The sequence below is a fragment of the Ruegeria sp. CDSB113 genome, from assembly GCF_059611045.1.
Window position 1 is genome coordinate 134,911 of record NZ_JBXWOU010000004.1, and the last position, 22,698, is coordinate 157,608.

Annotated in this window: 21 protein-coding genes; 6 read left to right on the forward strand and 15 right to left on the reverse strand. The window is 57.5% G+C overall.

Features of this window, described 5'->3' with window-relative positions; translation table 11 throughout:
* Positions 1-74: 74 nt before the first annotated feature.
* The 3 genes from AC2FIS_RS09590 to betB form a co-directional block, all read right to left on the reverse strand.
* Positions 75-1,418 carry an MmgE/PrpD family protein gene (locus AC2FIS_RS09590; protein WP_496773074.1) on the reverse strand — a complete coding sequence of 448 codons (1,344 nt, stop codon included), beginning with the start codon at positions 1,416-1,418 and terminating at the stop codon, positions 75-77.
* On the reverse strand, positions 1,415-3,859 hold the full coding sequence (locus AC2FIS_RS09595) for a GcvT family protein (protein ID WP_496773075.1): 2,445 nt from the start codon (positions 3,857-3,859) through the stop codon (positions 1,415-1,417). Before AC2FIS_RS09595 ends, AC2FIS_RS09590 begins: the two co-directional genes overlap by 4 nt.
* A 129-nt stretch (positions 3,860-3,988) precedes the next feature.
* A complete protein-coding gene (gene betB / locus AC2FIS_RS09600) occupies positions 3,989-5,443 on the reverse strand; it encodes a betaine-aldehyde dehydrogenase (protein WP_496773076.1) in 1,455 nt (484 codons plus the stop codon).
* 164 nt (positions 5,444-5,607) lie between these two features.
* Between betB and AC2FIS_RS09605 the strand changes: the two genes are divergently transcribed.
* On the forward strand, positions 5,608-5,937 hold the full coding sequence (locus tag AC2FIS_RS09605; RefSeq protein WP_496773077.1) for a hypothetical protein: 330 nt from the start codon (positions 5,608-5,610) through the stop codon (positions 5,935-5,937).
* A gap of 7 nt (positions 5,938-5,944) precedes the next feature.
* Here AC2FIS_RS09605 and AC2FIS_RS09610 read toward each other — a convergent pair whose 3' ends face one another.
* Complete coding sequence (locus AC2FIS_RS09610) at positions 5,945-6,445, reverse strand: potassium channel family protein (protein ID WP_058275022.1); 501 nt, start codon at positions 6,443-6,445, stop codon at positions 5,945-5,947.
* A gap of 76 nt (positions 6,446-6,521) precedes the next feature.
* A complete protein-coding gene (gene trhO, locus AC2FIS_RS09615; RefSeq protein WP_496773078.1) occupies positions 6,522-7,427 on the reverse strand; it encodes an oxygen-dependent tRNA uridine(34) hydroxylase TrhO in 906 nt (301 codons plus the stop codon).
* A gap of 97 nt (positions 7,428-7,524) precedes the next feature.
* On the opposite strand from trhO, the gene pncA reads away from it, so the two are divergent.
* A complete protein-coding gene (gene pncA, locus AC2FIS_RS09620) occupies positions 7,525-8,118 on the forward strand; it encodes a bifunctional nicotinamidase/pyrazinamidase (RefSeq protein ID WP_496773079.1) in 594 nt (197 codons plus the stop codon).
* Here pncA and AC2FIS_RS09625 read toward each other — a convergent pair.
* Complete coding sequence (locus tag AC2FIS_RS09625) at positions 8,115-8,639, reverse strand: hypothetical protein (protein WP_496755386.1); 525 nt, start codon at positions 8,637-8,639, stop codon at positions 8,115-8,117. The two genes, pncA and AC2FIS_RS09625, sit on opposite strands and share 4 nt — an antisense overlap.
* A 165-nt stretch (positions 8,640-8,804) precedes the next feature.
* On the opposite strand from AC2FIS_RS09625, the gene pncB reads away from it, so the two are divergent.
* Positions 8,805-10,097 (forward strand): nicotinate phosphoribosyltransferase, encoded by a 1,293-nt coding sequence (gene pncB / locus AC2FIS_RS09630; RefSeq protein WP_496773080.1) that lies wholly within the window; start codon positions 8,805-8,807, stop codon positions 10,095-10,097.
* 3 nt (positions 10,098-10,100) lie between these two features.
* Here pncB and AC2FIS_RS09635 read toward each other — a convergent pair whose 3' ends face one another.
* The 6 genes from AC2FIS_RS09635 to AC2FIS_RS09660 are packed head-to-tail and all read right to left on the reverse strand — an operon-like array spanning position 10,101 to position 17,599.
* The gene (locus tag AC2FIS_RS09635) at positions 10,101-11,552 is read right to left on the reverse strand and encodes an aldehyde dehydrogenase family protein (protein ID WP_496773081.1); all 1,452 of its coding nucleotides are present in this window, start codon (positions 11,550-11,552) and stop codon (positions 10,101-10,103) included.
* Between the two features lie 33 nt (positions 11,553-11,585).
* On the reverse strand, positions 11,586-13,184 hold the full coding sequence (locus tag AC2FIS_RS09640; protein ID WP_496773082.1) for an ABC transporter ATP-binding protein: 1,599 nt from the start codon (positions 13,182-13,184) through the stop codon (positions 11,586-11,588).
* On the reverse strand, positions 13,181-13,996 hold the full coding sequence (locus AC2FIS_RS09645; RefSeq protein WP_496773083.1) for an ABC transporter permease: 816 nt from the start codon (positions 13,994-13,996) through the stop codon (positions 13,181-13,183). Before AC2FIS_RS09645 ends, AC2FIS_RS09640 begins: the two co-directional genes overlap by 4 nt.
* Complete coding sequence (locus AC2FIS_RS09650) at positions 13,993-14,940, reverse strand: ABC transporter permease (protein ID WP_496773084.1); 948 nt, start codon at positions 14,938-14,940, stop codon at positions 13,993-13,995. Before AC2FIS_RS09650 ends, AC2FIS_RS09645 begins: the two co-directional genes overlap by 4 nt.
* Positions 14,941-14,980: 40 nt before the next feature.
* Positions 14,981-16,051 (reverse strand): ligand-gated ion channel, encoded by a 1,071-nt coding sequence (locus AC2FIS_RS09655; protein WP_496773085.1) that lies wholly within the window; start codon positions 16,049-16,051, stop codon positions 14,981-14,983.
* A 60-nt stretch (positions 16,052-16,111) separates the two neighbouring features.
* The gene (locus AC2FIS_RS09660; RefSeq protein WP_496773086.1) at positions 16,112-17,599 is read right to left on the reverse strand and encodes an ABC transporter substrate-binding protein; all 1,488 of its coding nucleotides are present in this window, start codon (positions 17,597-17,599) and stop codon (positions 16,112-16,114) included.
* Between the two features lie 169 nt (positions 17,600-17,768).
* On the opposite strand from AC2FIS_RS09660, the gene panB reads away from it, so the two are divergent.
* The 3 genes from panB to glpK all read left to right on the forward strand — a co-directional run bounded on the left by panB (position 17,769) and on the right by glpK (position 20,993).
* On the forward strand, positions 17,769-18,608 hold the full coding sequence (gene panB, locus AC2FIS_RS09665) for a 3-methyl-2-oxobutanoate hydroxymethyltransferase (RefSeq protein ID WP_496773087.1): 840 nt from the start codon (positions 17,769-17,771) through the stop codon (positions 18,606-18,608).
* Positions 18,605-19,447 carry a pantoate--beta-alanine ligase gene (gene panC, locus AC2FIS_RS09670; RefSeq protein ID WP_496773089.1) on the forward strand — a complete coding sequence of 281 codons (843 nt, stop codon included), beginning with the start codon at positions 18,605-18,607 and terminating at the stop codon, positions 19,445-19,447. Before panB ends, panC begins: the two co-directional genes overlap by 4 nt.
* Before the next feature lie 67 nt (positions 19,448-19,514).
* Positions 19,515-20,993: a glycerol kinase GlpK gene (glpK, locus tag AC2FIS_RS09675; RefSeq protein WP_496773090.1), complete on the forward strand. Its 1,479-nt coding sequence runs from the start codon at positions 19,515-19,517 to the stop codon at positions 20,991-20,993.
* A gap of 13 nt (positions 20,994-21,006) precedes the next feature.
* Here glpK and smpB read toward each other — a convergent pair whose 3' ends face one another.
* The 3 genes from smpB to AC2FIS_RS09690 all read right to left on the reverse strand — a co-directional run bounded on the left by smpB (position 21,007) and on the right by AC2FIS_RS09690 (position 22,695).
* Positions 21,007-21,483: an SsrA-binding protein SmpB gene (gene smpB, locus AC2FIS_RS09680; RefSeq protein ID WP_058272887.1), complete on the reverse strand. Its 477-nt coding sequence runs from the start codon at positions 21,481-21,483 to the stop codon at positions 21,007-21,009.
* Positions 21,484-21,530: 47 nt separating this feature from the next.
* A complete protein-coding gene (idi, locus tag AC2FIS_RS09685) occupies positions 21,531-22,073 on the reverse strand; it encodes an isopentenyl-diphosphate Delta-isomerase (protein WP_058272886.1) in 543 nt (180 codons plus the stop codon).
* 208 nt (positions 22,074-22,281) lie between these two features.
* A complete protein-coding gene (locus AC2FIS_RS09690; protein WP_496773091.1) occupies positions 22,282-22,695 on the reverse strand; it encodes a c-type cytochrome in 414 nt (137 codons plus the stop codon).
* Positions 22,696-22,698: the final 3 nt, after the last annotated feature.

Sequence of the window (22,698 nt, forward strand, 5' to 3'; positions counted from 1 at the left end):
CGCCACCTGCATTCACGGTTTGTCTTTCATTAGGTGCCCACTGAGCATCGGCCTGCAGTCCGTACTGGCCGCTTTTACGGATCAAAGACCAAAGGCATCAGGTCCGACAATCTGGATGTAGGCTCGACCCAACCCAATATGGCTGCGCGGATCGCGTCCGCGCGATCTGAACCGACGACTGGCGCGGCAAACTCGGTGTACTTGGCGATCACATCTCCCCTGCTGAGCGGGGCCTCCGGCCCGCCGCGCGCGTGAGTGTCGCCGGATTCGAACACACGCCCATCGTTCGATTTCAAGGTGACATCGGCCCACCGCCCCTGCGGGAAGCGTGCACTGTGGCGCGCATCTTCCTGAACGTGAATACGCGATACCAACTCTGCCACCGCCGGATCAGACAGACCCGAACCCGAGATATGTTCAACCGCGATCCGACCATGGATCGCCTGAACCGCCACAGCAAAAGGCAGAGAATACTGGGCCTGAGACGTGGTATTAGGCATCCCGCCATACAGGCAGGCCGCTTCTTGAAAACTGTTGATATGGATGGATCGGATCTGGTCGTGGGCTAGGTCATTCTCCATCATCACAGCCCGAACGCCATCAATTGCCGCATGAGCCCAGCGACATATCGGATAAGGTTTTACGTATTGGTGTTCGACCTGCCAGAACTGACCCAAATCATCCCAAAACGACGCAACATCAGCATCTTCGATTGTGATGGCCGGGGCGCCCGTGAAACCACGTTCAGCCAGGATCGCAGATGATATGCCAACCATCGCGCCCCAACCCGATCCGTCATGCAGCATCGTCGGATTTGCAATCTCGCGCATCATCTGGCTTCGGGGGCCGTGGTATTCTGCTATCCCCAATGCTTGTCGAAACTGGTCGGGCGTATGCCTGCGCATGCGCGCGGCCATGGCGACCACGCCAAGGGCATTCCAGGCGCCGGACGTGTGGTAATCGCTGACCGATGCGTGCAGCGACAGCCCCGCACGTCCCGCGATTTCATATCCCGTGACGACGGCAGCCAGGGCTTCGGGACCGGACAAATCAGGGCAATGCGCACCAAGTGAAACCAACGCAGGCAGGACGACGACACCGATATGCCCCTTGGTCGGGTTGTAGCCGTCATGCCCGTCCAAATTGTCGGTTTGTGTGGCTGCTGCGTAGGCAGCGCCCGCTATGCTGACGGGGCGGCCGTCAAACATCATCGGAACGCTGAATGCCGCATCAGTGCTTGCATAGAGCAGCGCGGCAGTATCGCGGGCGATCACGCCGGCCTCCATCGGGCCGGAGGCGATCAGGATGCCCATTGTATCCAGCATCATCAGGGCGGCGGCCTCTTTCGCGCTGTCAGGCATCTCCTGCGCTGAAAGGTTCAGGGCAAAATCCGTGACCCGCTCAAGCGTGCCGGTCATTTGGCCGTCTCCATCGCCTTGTGTTGGACATCGCGCAGCCGAAGACCCGATGGATCAAAGGGCGGTTCGGCCAAAACTCTGGCTTTATGCGGTTTGCCGAGGATGAAGATTTCCACCATATCCCCCGGCTTTACGACCGCCGGATTTGCATAACCGATGGCCAGTGACTTGTCGACTGAATAGCCATAGGCGCCTGACGTCACACGTCCGACCGGTGCGCCACCTGGTGTAAAAATAGGTTCGCCACCGGACGCGTCGGCATCCGTCACCTCGACCTCAAAAATCGATAGAACCTCGCGCGCGGCGTTGTCCTTGATGGCCAGATAGGCGTCTTTGTGCAAGAAGTCCTTGTCCAGCTTGATCAGACCTGCCAGCCCGACTTCCTGCGGCCAGTATTCCTGAGAATACTCGCGGCCCCAGGAGCCATAGCCCTTCTCGATCCGCAGTGCCCCCAACGCACGGCCGCCCACTGGACCACCGTCGCACGCCTTCGCAGCCTCAAGAAGTGCGGAATAGAGCCTGATCTGATCTTTTTCCGCGCAGTGCAGCTCCCACCCCAGATCACCGGTAAAGCTGACGCGGATGGCAAGGCAGGTGACGCCCGCCACCTCGATCGTTTGTGAGCGCATAAAACGGAACGCTTCGTTCGACAGGTTGGCATTTGTCAGTCGTTGCAACAGGTCACGCGACTTGGGACCCGCTACATTGAAACCCGCGATGCGATCTGTTGCCACTTCGAGTGTTGTGCCTTCGGGCAGGTCGACCATGTTGAAGAACCGCTGATGATAACGCTCGGCCATGCCCGAGCCGATCATCATGTATTCTTCATCTGCCACTTTGGTGATGGTGAAATCCCCGGCAACGCCGCCCCGGACTGAAATCAGCGGTGTCAGGCACGACCGCCCAATCTCGGTCGGCACCCTATTCGCGACCAAACAGTCCAGCCAATCATAGGCACCCGGGCCCTTAATGACGTAGTTGGCAAAGTTCGAGATGTCGATCACGCCAACGTTTTCGCGCAGCATCTTGACCTCTTGCCCAACCGGTTCCCACCAGTTCTGGCGGGTGAACCCGTTTGTCTCGGTGGTGCCGGTTCGATCCGCAAACCACAGTGGGTGTTCCCAGCCGCAGTTCAGACCAAAGACGCAGCCCATGTCCCTTTGCATCTCATACGCCGGGCGCACGCGGGCCGGGCGGCCAGCGCTGCGTTCCTCGCTCGGGAAATGGATGGCAAAACGGTGGGTATACTGGTCCTCAACCCGTGCCTTGGTGAATTTCTTGTCCGCCCAATCGCCAAACCGCGCCAGATCCCATGCGAACATGTCGTATTGAGGCTCACCCTCGATCATCCACTGCGCCGCCAGAAGGCCAAGACCGCCCGATTGCGAGAAGCCGGGGATCAGACCGCCGCATAAGAAATAGTTCTTTAACTCTGGCACCGGACCCCAAAGGGCGGAACTGTCCGGGGACCAGATCATAGGCCCGTTGATCACCCGTTTCACACCAGCCGTCGCCGCGGCGGGCACACGTTCGGTTGCGCGGATCACGTTCTCCATAATCCGGTCCAGATCGTCGGGGAACAGATCATGAGCGAAGTCCAGCGGCGTGCCCTCTTCGGCCCAGAACTTCATGTCCTTTTCATAGGCCCCGATCAGCAGCCCGTTGCCTTCCTGTCGGAAGTAGTACTCGCCGTCCCGATCGGCGATCGAAGGCAGACGGCGGCCGAGATTGGCTACCTCATCAATGGAATCGGTTACGAAATACTGGTGTTCAGTTGGTTGCAACGGCAGGGTCAGACCGGCCAGCGCCGCAACTTCGCGCCCCCAAAGACCTGCTGCATTCACCACCCATTGCGTATGGATATCCCCCTTTTCCGTGCGCACGATCCACGATCCGTCAGGCTGTTGTTCAGTGCCTAATACGGGGCAAAAGCGCTCGATCGTTGCACCCATGGCGCGCGCGCCTGCGGCATAGGCGTGCGGCACGCCTGAGGGATCCACGTTGCCGCCTTCGGGTTCAAACATAATGCAGCGGATATCGTCGAACCGCGCCAGCGGGTGAAGTTCCATCGCTTGTTCTCGGCTGACCTCGTAGAAATTCAGGCCATAGAACCGAGCCTTGGCCTCTTGCAGGCGCAACTGGTGCTCACGATCTTCGGTCTGAGCCAGATACAGGGAACCGGGCTGGAACACTCCGCAACTCTGGCCGGTTTCCTGCTCCAGCTCTTTATACAGGTTCATTGTGTAATGCTGGATGCGGGTGATGTTGTTATTGTCATGCAACCCGTGGATATTGGCCGCCGCGTGCCAGGTTGATCCGCTGGTCAGTTCATCCCGTTCAAGCAGGACAACGTCCCGCCAACCAAGCTTGGCCAAATGGTACAGGATTGAACAGCCAGCCAATCCTCCGCCGATGACCACGGCCTGCGCATGCGTTTTCATGAACTTGATCTCCTGCCGACAGTGCCGAAAACAGCACCCTTAAGCAGAAGTCAGCCACATGTCTTATGTGGCTTATGCTCTGTTCCCGACGCGAAATGTCGGGAACAGAGCTTGAATGGCCGGTTTTGATTAGTACGGCGCTTCGACGTCGTTCATCGAAACATAGACCGTCTTCATCTCGCTGAAGTGATTGATCGCCAGTTTCGAGTTTTCGCGCCCGACACCCGACATTTTGGATCCACCGAACGGGGCCTCGACCGGAGCCAGATTATAGGTGTTGATATAGCAGGTGCCCGCCTCGAACGCGGCCACGATGCGGTGCGCGCGGGTCAGGTCGTTGGTGAAGACACCGGCTGCCAATCCAAACTCGGTGTCGTTGGCGCGGGCCAACACCTCTTCTTCGGTATCAAAATCCAGCACAGACATGACCGGGCCAAAGATTTCTTCGCGCGCGATGGCCATATCGTCCGTCACATCCGCAAACACAGTGGGCTGCATGTAAAAGCCGTCACCGTCGATCCGCTCACCACCGAATACCAGACGTGCACCTTCGGCTTTGCCTTTTTCGACATAGCTCAGCGCAATGTTCAGTTGGTTTTCACTGACCATCGGGCCAAAGTTGACGTCCTCATCCAGCGGATCACCGATTTTCGCAGTGGCCAGACGTTCAGAGAGGCGCTTGAGGAATGCTTCTTTGACGCCTTTCTGCACAAAAACACGGGTGCCGTTCGAACAGACCTGACCCGAGGAATAGAAGTTGCCCAGGATCGCACCCGAAACAGCATTTTCGATATCGGCGTCGTCGAACACGATCATCGGGGACTTGCCGCCCAGTTCCATCGTCACGTGTTTCATGCCGTCGGCAGCTGCGGCATAGACCTTGCGACCGGTCGGCACGGACCCGGTCAGCGAAACCTTGGCCACGCGCGGATCGGTCACGAGCGATGCGCCAACATCGCCATAGCCCTGAACCACGTTATAGACGCCCTTTGGCGCGCCCGCCTCGATCAGAATCTCGGCCACTTGTAGAGCCGACAGGGGCGTTGTCTCGGACGGTTTGAAGACCATCGTATTGCCGCAGGCCAGTGCAGGGGCTCCTTTCCAGCATGCGATCTGGGTCGGGTAATTCCATGCGCCGATACCGACGCAAACGCCCAGCGCCTCGCGGATGGTGTAGACAAAGTCTCCGCCGCCCAGCGGGATATGCTCACCCGTCAATGACGCAGCCAGCCCCCCAAAGTACTCCAACGCATCCGCACCCGATGTGGCGTCGGCCACCAGGGTTTCCTGCAAGGGTTTACCGGTGTCGTGGGTTTCGAGGATCGAAAGCGCGCGATTGCGGTCACGCATGATGTCAGATGCCCGTCTCAGGATGCGGCCACGATCGGTCCCGGACATTGCCGCCCACTCTGCCTGAGCGGTTTTAGCGCTTGTTAGAGCCTGATCTACAATATCCGGCGTGGCAGAGTGCAGCCGGGCGATGATTTCACCGGTGGCCGGGTAGATCACGTCGATAGGGGCGCCGTTGGTATCTTCGATATATGTGCCGTTGATGAAATGGCTCGCTTTGGGCTGAAACTTCATGCCGATTTCCTTCTCAGAGGTCCTTTCCTTCGCGTTTATATTTTATTGATTGACCAGTCAATAAAAGCAATTCACGGCGGACTCCCGCTGATGTGAATCGGCGACCTCTTGAATAAAACGTCAAATGTTCCATTTATGTTCTACATAGTCAGAGGAACAATCCGATGTCTTACCACGCCAGAAACTCGGCCCTGAATGGCCCGTCGAACGATTATCATTTGTTGCCTGTCACCGACCAGCAAATGCGATATGCCCGTGCAATTGCCCAGCAGTCAGCCTTGGAAATCCCAGTCGAGGCACAGCAAGACCGCAGGTCGATGTCGGCCTGGATTTCGGCGCACAAACCAATCGACCCTTCGCCCTTCGCGAACTATCCAACCGGCAAGCAGGTTGCCTTTGCCGAACGCATTTCCCGCAGCAAGCGCAGGCCTATCCCGTCCGAGTGTTTCCGCGATAAACAGATGATGTCCCGCTGGATTGATCAGAACAAATAATGGCCGTCTAATGTTTATGGTGGCGGGTATAGAGTGCAACCGTAGCAGCAACAAACATACCCAAGAGAATGTAACCGGTAACGGCCTCAGCGACGGCCAGACCGCGACACAGACCTGTTGGGATCATGTCGCCATATCCCACCGTTGTGAAGGTAACGTATGAAAAATACAGGAAATCGGCTGGGGCATCTGCACCGACAACGCAATTGTCGGCGTAACCGAATGCGCCATACGCCGCCGCGAACAAGAACGGCACGACCTGAATGAATGACACACCCATCAGAAACAAGCGTCGATGCGGCAGCTTCACCTGTGTCATGTAGTACCAGGATTGCGATGCGACCCAAACCACCAGGCAGACCGACACAATAGTACCAATGGTTTCCCCTGCGGCCGCCTCACTCAGACGCGACAGACCATACCACGCGAAAAAACTGGCAATAACCAGTCCGACCGCTGCGATAAGCGTCGATTTCCACTCTTCCAGGGTTGTAGGTTCGCGGTGCATAAAACCTCCGATGGCCTAGGTTTTTCCGCGATCATCAGGATTCCAGCCTGTACCCGCAACCTTAATCATTCACCCATCATTCAATGCCTAGGTGTTCCTGCCCGCGCTGACGTGACAACAGGATCTGTTTCTGGCGTTCGCGGAACCGCGTTTTGTCCGCGTCTGATGTCTCGTTTATGCACCGATGGCAGGACACGCCGTGCTCGTATTCCGGGCGTTTCATATCCTCGGGCAGGATCGGGCGGCGGCAGCCATGGCACAGGTTGTGCGGCCCTTCGACCAGCCCATGTCCGACCGAGACACGATTGTCGAACACAAAGCACTCACCCTGCCAACTACTGTCATCGGCGGGCATCTCTTCGAGATACCGCAGAATGCCACCTTTCAGGTGATACACATCCTCAACCCCCTGCCCCAGCAGGTAGTTGGTAGATTTCTCGCAACGGATGCCGCCGGTGCAGAACATGGCAACCCGCTTGTTGTGAAAGCGGTCTTTGTTTTCTTCCCACCAGACCGGGAAATCACGGAAACTGGCTGTTTCAGGGTCTACTGCGCCCTCAAACGTACCAATCGCCACTTCGTAGTCGTTGCGCGTGTCGATCACGACCACATCGTCAGACCGGATCAGATCGTTCCAGTCTTCGGGTTCGACATAGTTGCCGACGCGGGCGCGCGGATCGACGTCCGGCTGACCCATGGTCACGATCTCTTTCTTCAGGCGCACCTTCATTTTGCCAAAGGGCGGGTGATCGGATGTGGCCTCTTTCCACTCAAGATCCGCGCATCCGGGCAGAGCCTTGATGTGGGCCAGCACCGCATCGATCCCACTACGCGGGCCGGCGATGGTTCCGTTGATCCCCTCGGCGGCCAGCAACAAGGTGCCTTTGACTGATTGCGCGCGGCATAGGTCCAGCAGCGGGTCGCGCAAGGACACGTGATCCGAAAAACGGGTAAAGTGATAGAGAGCAGCGATCGTATACATGCGCGCGGTCTAAACCTGCTGGACAAGAGTCGCAAGAGACCGGATTGACGCCCCCCGCCCTGCCCCCTACCGATAGAACAATGCGAGGAGATACCCGATGGCCCATGCCCTGATTGTAATCGACGTTCAGAACGATTTCTGCCCCGGTGGCGCGCTGGCGGTGCCCGGAGGTCACGAGATCGTGGACCCTATCAACGCGATGATGGCAGAGTTCGACGCCGTGATCCTGACGCAGGATTGGCACCCGGCGGGACATTCGTCCTTTGCCAGTGAACATGATGGCAAAGCCCCCTTGGACATGACCGACATGCATTATGGGCCGCAGGTCTTGTGGCCGGATCACTGTGTGCAGGGCACCGATGGTGCGGAATTCCACCCGGACCTGAATACCCATGCTGACCTTGTCATTCGCAAAGGCTTTCGGCGCGGCATCGATAGCTATTCCGCCTTTTTCGAGAACGACCAAAAGACACCGACCGGGTTGGAAGGTTACTTAAAATCACGTGGTATCACCAAACTGACCCTGGTTGGGCTGGCCACAGATTTCTGTGTTCATTATTCGGCCGTCGACGCAGCCCGGCTGGGTTTTGATGTCGCAGTGCGCATGGACGCATGTCGGGCGATTGATATGGATGGATCATTGGCAGCCGCCGTGGCCGCGATGCGCGCCGCAGGCGTTACGCTGGATTAAGGCGTAGCGCCTTTTTCGGCAAGATACCTAAGCACTGCAAACAAGATCACCGCCAGTCCCAATGCGACGCCAATTCGTCCCGGCAATGTACGGCGCTCAGGCGTTGCGGGTGATTTGTAGCGTGGATTTGGCGTCCAATTCTCGACTTTTGGGCGTTGGTCGTTGCGTGGTTTGGCCGTTTTGACGTTGTCCAAAAAGCGATGGAAATCGAATTCACCGCAATATTCGCCCTCAATTCCCATTTCGCGAATATTGGCAAAAAGCGCGTGCAGAATGCGTTTGCGTTGGTCTACGTCCCGTGACGAATAGTACCCTTGCGACAGCTTGCTGTCGGTTGAATCCAGATCAAAGCCGGCTTCCTGGAAAATTTGTCGAATCTTCGGTGACGTCGCCCGAAGCGCGTCAGCCGTTTTCACATGACGGAATCGGGCACGCGCGACGGAAATGTCCAATCGCTCTGAACCGGCGTCATCTTCCAATTCTTCGTTAACAACGATGTCAAAATCGTACTCGAGAACCATTCACCAAATTAACCTCGTTCAACCATCCCTCTCTTTTCACTAAACTGTGAAAAGATCACACAATATGCTCGCAATGTGACCTGACCTTGTCATTGTTATCATTCTAGCGACTCTTGCCATTCCACGCACCGATTGATCTAACAACGGAAATCGCAGGAGTTCCCCATGGTCGATATTGCGACACGCGTGTACAATCATAAATGGAAGATTGACCCGATTGTACGGTCTTTGATCGACACGGACTTCTACAAACTGCTGATGTGCCAGTCAGTGTTTCGAAATAAGCCTCAAACAGATGTGGTTTTTTCCCTGATCAACCGGTCGAATCACATCCCTTTGGCCAAACTTATCGATGAAGGCGAGCTGCGCGAGCAATTGGATCATATCCGATCGCTTGGCCTGAGCCGGGGAGAAAGCACGTGGCTGCGGGGCAATACGTTCTATGGCAAGCGCCAGATGTTCCGTTCGGATTTCATGGAATGGTTCGAAAACATGCGCCTGCCGCCCTATCACCTGGAACGGAAGGGCGATCAGTACGAGCTGACCTTTGAAGGCAAATGGCACGAGGTCATGCTGTGGGAAATCCCAGCGCTTGCGGTTCTGATGGAGCTGCGCTCGCGCGCGGTGCTGAACAACATGCGGCGGTTCGAGCTGCAGGTGCTATATGCCCAGGCCATGACCCGCGTTTGGAAGAAGATCGAAAAGCTGCGGGATATTGACGGGCTTGGAATCGCTGACTTCGGAACCCGGCGTCGACACAGCTTTCTTTGGCAGGACTGGTGCGTGCAGGCCATGATCGAGGGTCTAGGACCGTCGTTCACTGGCACATCGAACTGTCTGATCGCCATGCGGCGCGAAGTTGAGGCCATTGGCACCAATGCGCACGAACTGCCGATGGTCTACAGTGCCCTTGCCAAAGACGATGCCGAACTGGCGCAAGCGCCTTATGACGTGCTGAGCGACTGGCACGAGGAACATGACGGCAATCTGCGTATCATTCTGCCCGACACATATGGCACGCAGGGTTTTCTGGATCGCGCGCCCGACTGGCTGGCCGGATGGACCGGCATTCGCATCGACAGCGGTGATCCTGCAACAGGCGCAGAAACCGCGATCAAGTGGTGGCAATCCCGTGGGGAAGACCCCCTGGAAAAGCGCGTGATTTTCTCGGATGGTCTGGATGTCGACAAAATTCGGGAACTGCACACGCAGTTTTCCGACAGGACCAAAATCTCGTTTGGTTGGGGCACATTGCTGACCAACGACTTCCGCGGCCTCGTGCCAAACGACGCGTTGGCGCCGTTCTCGCTGGTCTGCAAGGCCGTATCCGCCAATGGCCAGCCGACTGTGAAACTGTCGGACAACCCGGAAAAGGCGATGGGACCGAAGGATCAGATCGAACGCTACAAACGAGTGTTCGGCGTAGGGGCGCAAGAGGCGATCGAGGTGATTGTTTAGGCTCTAACCATGGTACGCCGCGACCGTTTTCAATTGTGAAAAGCCATATAGGGCCTCGAACCCTTTCTCGCGGCCGTGTCCAGATTTTCCGACACCACCAAATGGTAGCTCTACGCCACCACCCGCGCCGTAGTTGTTGATGAACACCTGGCCCGAGCGCAGTTGCTTTGCCAGCCGCATCTGCCGTGCGCCGTCGCGGGTCCAGATGCTGGCGACCAACCCGTAATCGGTGCCGTTGGCAATCTTCACCGCGTCTTCTTCTGAATCGAATGGGATCAGCACCTGCACGGGACCGAAGATCTCATCCTTGGCCAGACAGTGATCCGGCGGAACGTCCGCAAAAAGGGTCGGCACAACATAGGCTCCTTCGGACGGCGCACCGTCTACGATCTGTCCTTGCCCTGCGACGGTCAGGTCTGCGCCCCTGGCCAGAAAGTCCGAAACGATGTCCTTTTGACGGGCCGATATCAGCGGGCCGACGCGCAGATCGTCTTGCGCAGGGCCAACGGTCAAATCTGCATAGGCCGCTGCCATACGATGCTTGACCTGATCATAAACCCCGCGCTGCACCAAAATGCGTGACGAGGCCGAGCAGGTTTGTCCGGCATTCTGAATGCCCGCATTCACCAGAAAGGGCAGGGCCGCATCCAGATCGGCATCGTCAAACACCAGTTGAGGTGACTTCCCCCCAAGCTCCAGCGTCACAGGAATCACGTTTTGCCCCGCTGCCTGCTGCACCAGCGCCCCAGTAGCGACTGACCCGGTAAACGAGACGTGGTGCACGCCCGTATGGCCCGCCAAAGCCGCCCCCGCCTCGGCCCCCAACCCGGGGACGACATTAAGGGCACCGGCCGGTAAACCGGCCTCTTGCGCCAGATGCGCAAAGGCCAGCGCGGTCAGGCAAGCTTCTTCCGCAGGTTTCAGAACGCAGGCATTGCCCATCGCCAACGCAGCCCCAACCGACCGCCCAATGATCTGCATCGGATAGTTCCACGGAACGATATGCCCCGTCACGCCGTGCGGTTCCCGTAAAGTATAGACGGTGTAGCCATCCAGATACGGGATGGTCTCGCCCATGACCTTGTCCGCGGCCCCACCATAGAATTCGCAATACCGTGCCAACGCAACCGCATCTGCGCGTGCCTGCGTCAGGGGCTTGCCGACATCCATGGCCTCTAGCGTGGCCAGGTCCTCGACACGCTCCAAAACCATCCTTCCCATACGCGTAAGGATACGGCCCCGCTCCAGCGCAGTCTTTCGTCCCCAACCCCCATCAATCGCAGTCTGAGCAGCCTTGACCGCAGCAACAACATCATGCGCGCCGCCCCTTGCGATCTGGCAGATCTCTGAGCCGTCAGAAGGATTGATCAAAGGCAATGTTTGTTCGGAGGTTGGCGGCACCCAATTGCCGCCGATCAGACACAGGCTTGGATCAAACCAAAGGGGGCTGGACATGAGATACTCCTATATTCGGCTCTAATATGCGGTTCACGCCACATCACGACCAATGTCTGGCAGCACTGGCGCGGCATTGATCAGGTTTTTCGTGTATTGGTGTTTCGGATCAGAGAAGACGCTTTCGGTATCGCCTTCTTCGACGATCTTTCCGGCCCGCATCACCATAACGCGGTCAGTGATGGTGCGCACGACGCTCAGATCATGGCTGATGAACAGATAAGTCAGATCATAGGCCTCACATAGTTCGGCCAACAGGTCGAGAATCTGCGCCCGGACCGACACATCAAGGGCGGAAACAGCCTCGTCAAACAAGATCAGTTCGGGCCGGATGATTAAGGCACGGGCGATGGCAATGCGCTGTCTCTGACCGCCCGAGAATTCATGAATATACTTACCAGCGTCATCCGGGCTGAGACCCACCGCTGTCAACATTTCAGCGATCCGGTCCTGCCTCTCGGACCCCATTACAGGAGCATCGAGCAGATGGAACGGTTCAGTGATCAACCGGGCCACGCGGTGACGTGGATTGAAGCTGCCATAGGGGTCCTGAAAGACCACCTGCATCTTGCGCCGCACGGCGAGGTTGGGATTGTGACCCGAAAACACAGGCTGGCCATCCAGACGAATGTCACCACCCTGAACTTCTTCAAGACCCAGAATTGCCTTTGTTAGGGTCGATTTTCCACACCCCGACTCGCCGACCAGGCCCAGACGTTCTCCGCTATTGAGCGTAAAGCTGACTTGGTCCACTGCCCTGTGGTGCCCCGGTGTATCAAACAGCCCCTTGCGAGGCAGACGATAGTCGCGAATGACATTTGTCGCTTCAAGCAAAGGGCGGGATTTCGCGGGTTCGGGCAGGGATACCTGATGCCCCGAAGCCTTGAACAGCATACGGGTATATGGATGCTGCATGTGGTGTAGCAGATGGGCAGTGGCCCCAGATTCGACCACTTCGCCATGGCGCATAACAACAATTTGGTCGGCCATATCCGCAACCACGGCAAGATCATGGGTGATCATCAACAGCCCCATGTCGTATTCCGACACCAGCCCTTTTAGAAGCTTGAGGATTTGCGCCTGCGTTGTCACATCTAGCGCTGTGGTCGGCTCATCCGCGATCAACAGCTTGGGACGCAACGCGATCGCCATCGCAATCACGACACGCTGACGCTGCCCCCCGGACAGTTCGTGCGGAAAGCGGGACAGCGGGAAGCGATCCGGCGGCAGGCCAACACGGGTCAGAACTTCCTCCGTCCGGTCACGCGCCTGTCTGGGCGGCATGGCCTTGTGGATCAGGATAGTCTCCATCACCTGATCGCCAATGGTTTTGACCGGGTTCAGTGCGGTCATAGGTTCTTGGAACACCATACCGATCGCGGCACCGCGCAAGGCACACAAATCGTTTTCATCGCGGTCTAACATATCTGAGCCGTTCAGCCGGATGGCTCCGGTTGTCTTTGCTCCGTCCGGCAAAAGCTGCATCACCGCGAGCGCGGTCATCGATTTGCCCGATCCGCTTTCCCCGGTCACGGCCACGATCTGACCGGGCGCAATGGACAGATTGACCTGTTTCAGGATGTTCGTGCCGTGAATGGACAGCGTCAGGTTTTCGATCTCAAGCAAACTCATGCGCGCGCCACCCTGATCCGGGGATCCAGCCAATCGCGCAACCCATCTCCCAGCAGGTTCAAGCCAAGCACCGTGACAATGATCGCCAGACCCGGAATCAGAGCCAAATGTGGGGCAAAACTGACCATTGTCTGCGCATCTGCCAGCATCCGGCCCCAACTTGGCGTGGGCGGTTGCGCGCCCAGACCGACATAAGACAGACCAGCCTCAGCCAGAATGCCCAGAGAGAACTGGATGGTGCCCTGAACGATCAGAAGGTTGGCGACGTTAGGCAGGATATGCTCAGCCGATATCCGTGCCGCACCTTTGCCCGAAACGCGCGCGGCCAGGATGAACTCCCTCTCCCACAGTGAAAGCGCCGCGCCGCGAGTGATGCGTGCAAAAACCGGGATGTTGAAAATGCCAATGGCGATGATCGCATTTATCGCGCCAGCACCGAACACGGCAGTGATCAGGATGGCGATGACCAGAGACGGGAAGGCAAAGACCAGATCGTTGCCGCGCATGATCAGCTCGTCCAGCCACGACCCTTTGCGCGCAGCCGCTGTCAGGCCCAAAGGCACGCCCAGCGCCATGCCAATCCCCACCGCCACCAAAGCAACGGCAATCGAGGTACGGGCACCGACCATGATCATCGAGAACATGTCGCGTCCGAAGTGGTCTGTGCCAAACCAATGCTGCGCGTTGGGGGGCTGCAGTTTGTCGGGGATGTTCAGCGCAGCGTAATCATAGGGCGTCCAAACAAAGGAAATCGTCGCTGCCAGTAACACCAGCGAGGACAGACAAGCCCCAAGGATCAGGCTCCGGCTCATGTCCGGCTCCTTAACCTTGGATCAACGGCTGCATAGGCCAGATCGACCAGAAAGTTCACGGTGATGACGGCAAAGACCAGCAGCATTACCACGGATTCCACCACAATCAGATCGCGGGCCGAGATTGCCTGAAACACCAATCGTCCAAGACCCGGCAGGTAGAACACCTGTTCGATGATGATTGAACCGGCTAGCAGGAAGGAAAACTGCAACCCGATGATGGTCAGAACCGGGATCAGCGCGTTGCGCACCCCGTGCCGCCACAGGGCCTGACGACGCGAAAGCCCTTTGGCACGTGCGGTGCGCATGAAGTCTTCGCCCAATATGTCCAACAACGAAGATCGCATGACCCGCGCCAGAATGGCTGCCTGCGGCAGGGCCAGCGCGATGGCCGGCAGAGTCAGGGAATGTAGCCCCGCCCAAAGCCCTTTGTCCCAGCCTGCGAACCCTCCGGCATTGAACCAACGCAGGTTGATGGCGAATATCAGAACCAGCATCATGGCGAACCAGAAATTCGGTACCGCAATGCCAAGTTGCGTTGCCCCCATCACCGTCAGATCGCCCGGTTTGCCCCGGCGCGCGGCAGCATAGATGCCAACCGGAAACGCTATCGCGGTGGACAGGGTAAGCGCATACAGCGCCAGAGGCAGCGAGACCCACAGCCGATCCGCGATCATCTGCGATACTGGCGTGCGATAGGTGTAAGAGGTTCCGAAATCCCCCACCATCATCCCGCCAACCCAATTGAAATACCGCTGCACCTTGGAGACATCCAAACCCAACTCGGCCCGCAGAGCGGCAAGCGTATCCTCTTGCGCATTGACGCCCAACATGAATGACGCCGGATCGCCGGGTGCCACCTCAATCACGGCAAATATGACCACAGAGGCGACGGCGAGGCTGATCACCAGCGATATCAGTCGTTTGAGGGCATAGCGAAGCATCGAGGCCACGTTAGGGGTGCGCGCCCTGCGGGTCCAGCACCTATGAAACCAGAAGATAGGCAAAAACCGCATAGCCAACGATTGCGGCGTAACCCAGCGGGTAAATCCACTTGACGGCGTAGTTATCCAACTTGCGCGCCCCGGATTCGCGACCCGAGACTTTGAGCCTGCGCAAGGCGACATTGAACACAATCAATGCCCCTGTCATCAGGAACATACATTGCAGAACGAAATCCAGAAATGTCAGATATCCCAGCTTTGGCAGGTCAGCAGAAATCGCCCAATTGAAAGCTACGAATACCAGCAAGTTTCCTCCGGCAATTTCGATCCTTTTGCGGTATTCATCAAGAAAGAACAGTGCCCAGCCAACCGAGATCAGCACCAGCATCGGCAGAAACACCCGAATGACATAGTAGGTCAGATGCCGGTGGCCTTCAAAAATCAGCGCAACCTGGTCGCTGTCCTGACCGGAAAGGCCCGTGACCTGAGAGGTTTCAAGTCGCGCATTATCCAGAATCCACTCTTCTTCGCCCAGCAGATCACCAAGGCCCGAAAACTCGTTTATCGGATGATAGGACACATATTGGGATGGAAAGATCGAAACGACCTCGAAATGAAACTCCTGTGTGTCGAAAGGATATTTCCGAAAATCGAAATGTGGAGCCTGTAATGTCAGCGAGGATTTCTCGACGTACAGCACCCGCCCGTCATATCGCAGAGAGGCGGCGGATTCGTGAATCCACTTGTTGGATTGTTGGTTGTGAATGACGAATGCTGGTACCACCGTCCCGATCTCAGCGGCATGATCGGCCAGCGCCGGGGGGTTGAAAACCCGGATATCGCGCCCGAGCTCTTGCCGGTCAAAAGCCAACGCAGGGTCGGTCCACTCAACTCGCAGCACAACCACGGCACCGTAGTTTTCGGCCTTCTGGTCAACGCTGGTGATCTGATCTATTCGAATACCGATACCAACATCCAGCGGGTTCTCTGGCGTCCCGATGGGCGTGTCCAACCGACTGTCCAGAATGTTCTGCGCCACAACCGGTTCCACAGTCGTTGCCGCTAGGGCAACGGTCACAAAAACCAGAAACAGGACACGAAACAAAATCATCCTTGGCTCACTCGACAACATTAAATGCAAGGGCCGTGAACCAGCGGCCCCTGCCTTGAGTCACTCGGACCAGCTGATCTGCGTCAGATCGATTGCCGCCGTGGGCGCGTTTTCCCACAGGCCCTGAACTCCAGCCTTGGCCACGCCCAGCTTGGCCAGTTGAAACAGGTACCCGTTGACGTAGTCGTCTGCGATCAGGCGCTGTGCCTCACCCAGCAGACGGGTGCGTTCTTCTGGGTCTGTCGTCGAATTCAACGTGTCCATCAGCGCCTGGAAATCCGTACTGTCATATTGGAAGTAATAGTCAGGGCGCGCATAGATCCCAATATCCATAGGCTCGGTATGACTGACGATGGTCAGGCCGAAATCCTTGCCCTTGAACACCGATTCCAGCCACTGAGCCCATTCAACGTTGATGATATTGGCCGTGATCCCGACTTCAGCCAGTTGGGCGGCCACAATCTCACCCCCGCGGCGGGCATAGGATGGGGGAGGCAGGTGCAGCGTCGTTTCAAACCCTTCCGCATATCCAGCATCGGCCAACATCTTGGCGGCCTTCTTGGGGTCGTAGGCCGAGTTCCCGGTCAGATCGACATAGGCCGGATTGTGCGGCGCGAAATGCGTGCCGATGGGCGTGCCGTAGCCAAACATCGCGCCATCGATGATCGCCTGACGGTCAATCGCATGCGCCAATGCCTGACGCACTTGGATATCATCGAAGGGTGGCATCTTGTTATTGGTGGACAGAATGGTTTCCCCTTCGGTCGAGCCGACGAGCACCTGAAAGCGCGGATCAGCCTCAAATTGCGGCAGGTTCTCTGGCGCGGGGAAATTGTCGAACACGTCGATATCCTCGGCCATCATGGCCGCAAAGGCCGCCGTCGGGTCCGAGATGAACTTGAACGTAGCAGTCTCTAACGCAGGCTGATTGCCCCAATAGTCAGGGCTGCGGTTCAGGGTGATACTGTCGCCCTGCACCCATTCACCAAAGGTAAATGCGCCGGTTCCGACGGGGTTGGTCTTGATGCCCTCGATGCTTTCGGGCGCGACAATAACCGCATCACCCCAGGCCAGGTTGAACAGGAAATTCCCGTTTGGCTCGGACAGGGTCACCTTGACGGTCAGCGGGTCGACCACCTCGATGTTTTCAATCCCGGCAAACAGGGCTTTTTGCGCATTTGCGCTATCCTCGGATCGGGCGCGGTCTAGGCTGAACTTGACGTCCTCGGCATCCATCGTGGTGCCGTCGTGGAAGGTAACCCCATCGTGCAGCTTGAAGGTATAGACCTTGCCATCTTCCGAGATTTCCCAACTTTCAGCCAGACCAGGAACCACCGATCCGTCACCCATAAACCGGGTAAGGCCTTCGAAGATATTGGTGTAAACCACCGAATCGATGGCCTGCGCTGCGGCACTGGTCGGGTCCAGATGCGGCGGCTCTAGTTGCAACGCTATGGTAATGTCGGATTTAGCGAAAACCTGTGTACCAAACAGGCTGGCGCTAACCGCCAGCACCGAAGCAAAGGACCGAAATGTCTGCTTTGTCATGTAAATTACTCCCCACTGAAAATGGAAACCTGCGATTTTTTGGGCCGTACTGCACCCAACTTCTCTTTAAACCTTAGGTCATTCAAGGAAATGTTCGCGCAACCGGGGTTTCTATAGCCCGCTCCCATCTGTTATGCCGCGCTGCAACATGACAACCGGAGGAGCGACAATGAGCGCCACCGCCCGCAAAAAAGCCCCGAATGCACAGGATATCCGCGCCCGCAAAGGCGGCGAGCCGCTGGTCAGTCTGACAGCCTACACCACGCCGATGGCGCGGTTGATGGATGATCATTGTGATTTCGTTTTGGTGGGCGACAGCGTCGGCATGGTGTTGCACGGGCTGGAATCGACGCTGGGTGTGACGATGGAGATGATGGTGATGCATGGTCAGGCCGTCGCGCGCGGTTTGGAAAGCGCGATGATGGTCATCGACATGCCCTTTGCCAGTTACGAGCATTCGCCTGCCGAGGCATTCCGGAACGCCGCCCGGCTGATGTCCGAAACCAGCGCGGGCGCAGTTAAGTTGGAAGGCGGCGTCGAGATGGCCGAGACCATCCGCTTTCTGGTCAAGCGCGGGATTCCAGTGATGGCGCATATTGGCCTGACGCCGCAATCGATCAACACACTTGGCGGCTACAAGGTTCAAGGTCGCGCCGAACAGGCCGAGGCTGTACTGGCCGATGCACGCGCTGTGGCCGAGGCGGGCGCGTTCTCGGTCGTTCTTGAAAAAGTACCGCAGAAATTGGCCGATCAGATCACGGCTGAGATCGCGATCCCAACAATCGGAATCGGAGCCTCGGCGGGGTGCGACGGTCAGATTCTGGTTGTCGACGACTTGGTTGGCTTTTTCACCGCCTTCAAACCGAAATTCGTCAAACGCTATGCTGAGCTTGGTCCATTGGCCGAAGCCGCCATTGCAGAATATGCCACAGAGGTGCGCGCACGAACCTTCCCGGCGGACGAACACGTCTTTTCCGATCAGGCCCCGACCAAAGGACCAAAGACATGACCGCCCCAATCTTTCGCCGTCTGGCCGACCTGCGTGCCTTGACTTCGGAATGGAAGCGGAAGGGTGAAGAGGTCGGCGTGGTTCCGACCATGGGCGCGCTGCATCAGGGGCATCTGTCGCTGGTCGAGGCCGCAAAGGCAGGTTGTGACCGGGTGATCGTCACGATCTTTGTGAACCCCAAACAGTTCAACAACCCCGAGGATCTGGCAAAGTACCCGCGCACCGAGAACGAGGATGCGCAGAAATTGGCCCCATACGGCGTTGACGCGATCTACGTGCCGGAACCCGAAGAAATTTACCCGCAGGGCTTTGCCACCACAGTTTCCGTCGCGGGCCTGACCGATGTGATGGAAGGTGAATTCCGTCCCGGACATTTCGACGGCGTTGCCACGGTCGTGGCCAAACTGTTCCTGCAAACGCACGCGGATAGAGCCTATTTTGGGGAAAAAGACTATCAGCAACTGATGATCGTGACCCGAATGGCCCGCGATCTGGACATACCCACAGAGGTTGTTGGATGCCCCACGGTGCGCGAGCCCTCGGGTCTGGCCATGTCATCGCGCAACCTGCGACTGTCGTCCGAGGGGCTGGATATTGCCGCCCACAAATACCGGATCATGGGGGAATTGGCAGCCGCCCTGAAAGACGGCGCGCCGTTTGACCCTTTGGCTGCACAGGCCGAGATCGATCTGCTGGCCGCGGGCTTCACGCAGGTGGAATATATTCAACTGCGGTGTGCCGAAACGCTGGACCCAATAACCCACGCAAACCGGCCTGCCCGCCTGTTCGCAGCAGCTTGGGCGGATGGTGTGCGGCTGATCGACAATATTCCTGTCTGAACACACTGGCACGTTCGTCATTGTTTGCGCTAAAGTCCCGCAAAACCAAACGACGGGGGGCGCAGGCGTGACCTACATTCTTGCCATTGATCAGGGCACCACATCATCGCGGGCAATTCTGTTCGACGCAGAGATGCAGCGCGCAGGCACCGCGCAGCACGAATTCACTCAGCACTTCCCGCAGGAAGGCTGGGTCGAACACGACGCCGAGGAAATCTGGAACAGTGTTCTGCGCGTTTGCCGCGAAGTTATGGATAGCGTCGGGGTAACCTCTGATCAGATCGCGGGCATCGGCATCACCAACCAGCGCGAAACAACAGTAGTTTGGGACCGCGCTACTGGCGCGCCAATCCACAACGCGATCGTCTGGCAGGACCGCCGTACCGCCGAGATCTGCGCGCGCTACAAGCAGGCCGGGTGCGAGGATGACGTGACCGCCCAGACCGGGCTGCTGCTGGACCCCTATTTCTCGGGTACCAAAGTTAAATGGTTGCTGGACACCGTGCCGGGTGCGCGGGACCGGGCCGAGGCTGGAGAGCTGATGTTCGGCACCATCGACAGCTTTCTGATCTGGCGCCTGACCGAAGGGCGCAGCCACGCCACAGATGCCACCAACGCGGCGCGCACGCTTTTGTTCGACATCCACAAGGGTGAATGGAGCGCCGAGATCTGTGATCTGCTGGACGTGCCGATGAACATGTTACCCCAGGTGCATGATTGCGCCTCGGATTTTGGAGATACGACCCTATTTGGGGGAAATATTCCAATTTTGGGCGTGGCCGGTGATCAACAGGCCGCCACCATCGGTCAGGCCTGCTTCCAACCCGGCATGATGAAATCCACTTATGGCACCGGTTGTTTTGCTCTTCTGAACACAGGGGATAAGCCGGTCGAGTCGAAGAACCGCCTGTTGACCACCATCGCCTATCAATTGGACGGTAAACGGACCTATGCGCTGGAAGGGTCAATCTTTGTGGCCGGTGCAGCGGTGCAATGGCTGCGCGACGCGTTGCAGATCATCGAGAACGCCCCGGAAAGTGGCGAGCTGGCCCAAAAGGCAGACCCGAACCAGCATGTCGTGCTGGTGCCCGCCTTTACCGGCCTCGGCGCACCGTATTGGAAACCAGACTGCCGGGGTGCGGTGTTCGGCCTGACCCGCAACTCGGGTCGCGCCGAATTTGCACGGGCCACCTTGGAAAGCATTGCCTACCAAACACGCGACCTGTGGCACGCCATGCAGGGCGATTGGGGCGCCGCGACCGAGGTCACTCTGCGCGTGGACGGCGGTGCGAGCGCCTCGGACTGGGCGATGCAGGGGTTGTCGGATTACCTCGGTGCGGAAGTCGACCGACCAGTCATGCAGGAAACCACAGCGTTGGGCGCGGCCTGGCTGGCTGGAATGCGCGCTGGGGTTTACCCGGACCAACAGGGATTTTCTGAAACCTGGGCGCTGGATCGTCGGTTTGAACCCGAACTGTCCGCCGAAGAGCGTGATGCCGCCTATGACCGCTGGAAACGTGCGGTATCAGCTGCGATGGCGTTCTGAGAGGTATGAAGGGTCAGCTATGATCCTTCATCAACCGCTGCTTTTGTCGTGACCAGTCACGCTTGGCCTGGGTTTCGCGCTTGTCATGGTTCTTCTTACCCTTGGCGATACCGATTTTGATCTTGGCCTTGCCCTTGTGGTTGAAATACAAAACCAGCGGCACCAGCGTCATGCCTTTGCGCTGGGTCGCGTTCCACAGGTTCGACAATTCCTTACGTGACACCAGCAGTTTGCGCCGGCGGCGTTCCTCGTGCTTGAACGATTTGGCTTGCTCATAGGGGGCGATATAGCTGTTGACCAGCCACAGCTCACCATCATCGACTGAGGCATAGCTTTCGGCGATGTTCGTCCCACCTACGCGCAGGGATTTGACCTCGGACCCTTCCAGCATGATGCCGCACTCAAGATCGTCCTCGATTGCGTAATCGAAGCGTGCGCGCCGGTTTTCGGCGATGACTTTGTAATTCGGGTCTGTCTTTTGCTTAGCCATGACGCGTTGATCTATGCGGCTTGGGCGGCCCTTGCAAGGCGTAGCCGTCAGGAGGTGGCCGAGATAATCAGATCAGGTCCGAAAATAGTGTCGGCGTGATTGTGCAAATAGATCTTGAGCCACGGTGTAAATCGCTCGGGGTAACGCTGCACCTCGGCCAGAAGATCGTGGTAATCGACCCAGCGAATTTCCATGACCTCTTCCGGGTTGGGCTCAATCTTCAGCGGGCCGCGCACATGGGCCAGAAAGATGTCGACCACTTCATGCTCGATCATGTTGTTGCCGACATCGGCATGATACTCCAGCCGGTGACGGTATTCCGGGTAAAGCCCGGTAATTCCCAATTCTTCACGCAGCCGGCGCACTGCACAGACAGACGGTGTCTCGCCCCAGTCGGGGTGGGTGCAGCAGGTATTCGCCCACAGACCAGGGGTGTGATATTTTCCCAAAGCCCGACGCTGCATCAAAATTTCGGTCCCGCGCACAACAAAGACCGACACCGCCTTGTGCCGCAGGCCTTTTTCATGCGCCTCAAGCTTGTCCACTGGGGTCAACTCCCCATCAACCCAGGCCGGGATCATGATTCCCATCTGTCGTCTCCTGCTGCCGATCCACCCGAAGGGCCGGAAATTCGAAATTGGCTGCCACCGGGTCGGCTTGGCTCTGCGAATTTATGCGTGCAACGCATGAAATACCGCGCGCTTTCAAATTGGCGCTGTTCAACGCGGTTATCAAGCGCACGAAAGGCCGCAGGGGCTGCGGCCTTTCGTAACCTCAAACGGTGTTTGGTCTGCGGCTTTATTCGCCAGAAACGCTTACGATATAGGCGTAAACATCCTCGGCACCCTTCTTCAGCTTGAAAGTCATCTTGGATTTGGCCGAAGTTTCACCCAGATAACCTTTCAGAAACGCCTTGGGATCCTTTGCATATTCAACGAATGTCGTTTCGTCCCAGACCAGACCGTTTTCACCAGCGGCAACGATGCTGTCGCCATATTTGAACTCTTCAACGGTGCCTGCGGTCCGGCCTGCAACCCCATAAAGGTTCGGACCGGTTTTACCGCCCTTTACGATGACTTCACCCTCAGGATCGGCAATCTGATGACAGGATTTACACTTGTTGAAGGTTTTCTTTCCGGCTTCGGCGTCTCCTTCGGCATATGCGGGAAGGGCCAGAAGGCCGACGATTGCGGTCGCGAGGATGCGATTCATAGC